General features: G+C 58.0%; 2 protein-coding genes and 3 pseudogenes. 4 read left to right on the top strand and 1 reads right to left on the bottom strand.

The features are described from left to right. The 4 genes and pseudogenes from ACMX3H_RS17945 to hisP all read left to right on the top strand — a co-directional run. On the top strand, nt 1-172 hold a 172-nt coding region (locus tag ACMX3H_RS17945), incomplete at its 5' end, for a transposase domain-containing protein (RefSeq protein WP_415211769.1). A 30-nt stretch (nt 173-202) separates the two neighbouring features. Next, nucleotides 203-346 (top strand): annotated as a pseudogene (locus ACMX3H_RS17950) (amino acid ABC transporter permease); the annotation flags it as partial. Next, nucleotides 343-961: pseudogene (gene hisM, locus ACMX3H_RS17955) on the top strand (histidine ABC transporter permease HisM). The pseudogenes ACMX3H_RS17950 and hisM, both read left to right, overlap by 4 nt. A gap of 20 nt (nt 962-981) precedes the next feature. After that, nucleotides 982-1,747 (top strand): annotated as a pseudogene (gene hisP / locus ACMX3H_RS17960) (histidine ABC transporter ATP-binding protein HisP); the annotation flags it as partial. Between the two features lie 20 nt (nt 1,748-1,767). On the opposite strand, the gene ACMX3H_RS17965 reads toward hisP, so the two are convergent. Beyond that, nucleotides 1,768-2,670, bottom strand: a complete 903-nt coding sequence (locus ACMX3H_RS17965; RefSeq protein WP_415211768.1) for a TIGR01777 family oxidoreductase — start codon at nt 2,668-2,670, stop codon at nt 1,768-1,770. Between the last annotated feature and the right edge of the window lie 411 nt (nt 2,671-3,081).

Raw genomic sequence — 3,081 nt, forward strand, 5'->3', positions numbered from 1 at the left:
GGATAGCGGCGGCGACCGGGCGGCGCTGATGTATACGCTGATCGGCAGTTGCAAACTGAACGGCGTGGAGCCGGAAGCGTATCTGCACCATGTGCTGGCGATTATCGCGGATCATCCCATCAACAAAATCAAAGAGCTCCTGCCGTGGAACCTCACCATCCCTGCTGAATAACTGTCAATACGGCGCTGGGCGTACGCTTACCTGGCGGGCAAGGGAACCTATCAACCGTTTTATTTCGCCATCGTCGCCGGCGTGGTGTATTTGCTGTTCACCACCCTCTCCAACGGCGTGCTGCTGTGGCTGGCGCGGCGCTATTCGTTGGGTGTGAAGAAGGCGGAATTATGACGGATATTCTGCAACAATACTGGCACGCGCTGCTGTGGAGCGACGGCTACCGTTTCGCCGCGGCGCTGGATAAGCTTGCCGGTGTGGTTGTTCACCTATATTTTTCGCGGCACGCCGCTGTATGTACAGCTGCTGGTGTTTTACTCCGGGATGTACAGCCTGGAAATCGTGCGCGGCACCGATCTGTTAAACACGTTTTTCCGCAGCGGCATGAACTGTACCTTGCTGGCGCTGACCCTGAATACCTGCGCCTACACCACCGAGATTTTCGCCGGCGCCATCCGCGCGGTGCCCCACGGGGAAATTGAGGCGGCGCGTGCCTACGGTTTCACCCCGTTCAAACTCTACCGCGCCATCATTTTGCCCTCTGCGCTGCGCACGGCGCTGCCGGCCTACAGCAATAAAGTGATTTTAATGCTGCACTCCACCGCGCTGGCGTTCACCGCCACGGTGCCGGATATATTGAAAATAGCCCGCGATATCAACTCGGCGATTTATTAGCTGTTTTATGCCTTCGGCATTGCAGCGGTAATGTATCTGATGATCTCTTTTGTTTTGATTAAGCTGTTTAAACAGGCGGAAAAGCGCTGGCGGCGCCATGTCAAACCGCAATAACCCACGTGCAGGATACGTATATGCCAGAAATCAAATTGTCGATCCAGGAGCTGCACAAACGCTATGGCGACCATGAAGTGTTGAAAGGCGTGTCGCTGGAAGCGCGCGCCGGCGATGTGATCAGTATTATCGGATCCTCCGGGTCGAGCAAAAGTACCTTTTTGCGCTGTATCAACTTCCTGGAAAAGCCCAGCGAAGGATCGATTGCCGTGAATAACGAAAATATTCATATGGTGCGCGATCATGACGGCCAGCTGAAAGTGTTCGACAAAAAGCAGTTGCAGCTGCTGCGCACCCGGCTGACGATGGTATTCCAGCATTTTAATTTATGGAGCTATATGACCGTGCTGGAAAACGTCATGGAAGCGCCGGTGCAGGTGCTGGGCCTCAGCAAAAACGACGCGCGCGAGCGCGTGGTGCGCTATTTGGACAAAGTCGGTATCGATGAGCGGGCGCGCGCCAAATACCCCATCAATCTCTCCGGCGGGCAGCAGCGGCGCGTTTCCATTGCGCGCGCTGGCGATGGAGCCGGAGGTGCTGTTGTTTGATGAACCGACCTCGGCGCTGGACCTGGAGCTGGTCGGCGAAGTGCTGCGTATCATGCAAAAGCTGGCCGAGGAGGGCAAGACCATGGTGGTGGTAACGCACGAAATGGAGTTCGCCCGCCATGTTTCCAATCACGTCATCTTCCTGCATCAGGGGGTTATCGAAGAGCAGGGGCCGCCGTCGGAGGTGTTCGGCAGCCCGAAGAGCTCGCGGCTGCAGCAGTTCCTCTCCGGGGCCCTTTTAAGTAGCCGTGCCGATGGCTATACGGCGTTGACGATTTCCGTTAGCGCCGCTTCCAGCTCGCTGAAGCAAAAAGTGAAACCGGCTTCGGTCAGCCGCCGCGGCATTGCCCGTTGTCCGCCGAGAATGAGCGAGGCGCCTTCGCCGAGAAACAGCTGCACCGCCCGCGCCGGCACGCGGGTGAAGTTGGGCCGGTGCAGGACCCCCGCCAGTACGCTGCTGAAATGCTCATTGCGTACCGGATAGGGAGAGCAGACGTTGAACGGGCCCGCTAGGCCGTCGGTGGTCAGCATGAACAGCAGCGCGTTGACGATATCATCGATGTGGATCCAGGACATAAACTGGGTGCCGTCGCCGATGGGGCCACCCAGCCCGACTTTGTACAGCGGCAAGAGTTTGCCCAGCAGGCCGCCGTCGGCGGCCTGCACCACGCCGGTGCGCGACAGACACACGCGGGTTTTCTCGCTGCGCGCCCGTAGCGCCAAATCCTCCCAACGCGCGCATAGCGTGTGGGCGAAATCGATAATCGGCGGTTCATCCTCATCCACCAAGGCATCATCCTGGTCGCCATAGTAGCCGGTGGCGGAGCCGGAAATGAACACCGACGGCGGATTGTCGCTCTGGCGTATCAGTAGGCTCAATTGGCCGGTGACGTCCCAGCGGCTCTGACATAGTTTGTTTTTTTGCTCGTCGGTCCAGCGGCGCTCGGCGATAGGCTCGCCGGCAAGGTTTATCACCGCATCGAACTCGTTGAGATGCGACAGCGGCGCCAGCGTGGTCATGGTGGCGATCTCCGGCCCCAGCGTCTGCTGCGCGCGTTGGGCGTCGCGGGTCAACACGGTAACATGGTGCGATAAGGTTTGTAGTCTCATAACCAGGTGCCGGCCAATAAGCCCGGTCCCGCCGGTCACTAAAATTTTCATGGTGGTATTCTCCGCCCGACGTTAATCGCTGCGTCCGGACCACGGGCGGCCGCGCGCAGCGATAGCAAAACTCCATTCTACCTAAAGCATAGGCCACGGCGGCGGGAAATGCCCGTGGCGGCAGGGTTTAGCCATTGGCTCGCCGCCAGGCGCGTTCCACTGCCGGACGGGTGCGGATCTCGTTAAACCAGCGCTGTACCGCGGGTGCAGATTCCGACGTATCCGATCATCTGTTCCGGCGACATCCGATCAGTTATTCCGATATTTTCCAATCACCCATTCCAGTGATATTCGATCACGTGTTCGCTCATCTTCTGACTCAGTTTTAGTCTATTTTTCCTGTGCTGGCTACTCCTTGCTCTTTGCGTAGTGATTCGCCTTTAAGTTCCAGTCGATAGCTGGGGTGTACTA

The sequence above is a fragment of the Sodalis sp. (in: enterobacteria) genome (assembly GCF_047607725.1).
Classification (GTDB): Bacteria; Pseudomonadota; Gammaproteobacteria; order Enterobacterales; family Enterobacteriaceae; genus JBLKSS01.

Excerpts from the sequence above, each read along its gene's own strand:
- ACMX3H_RS17965 (WP_415211768.1), bottom strand. The coding sequence starts at position 2,670 with ATGAAAATTTTAGTGACCGGCGGGACCGGGCTTATTGGCCGGCACCTG.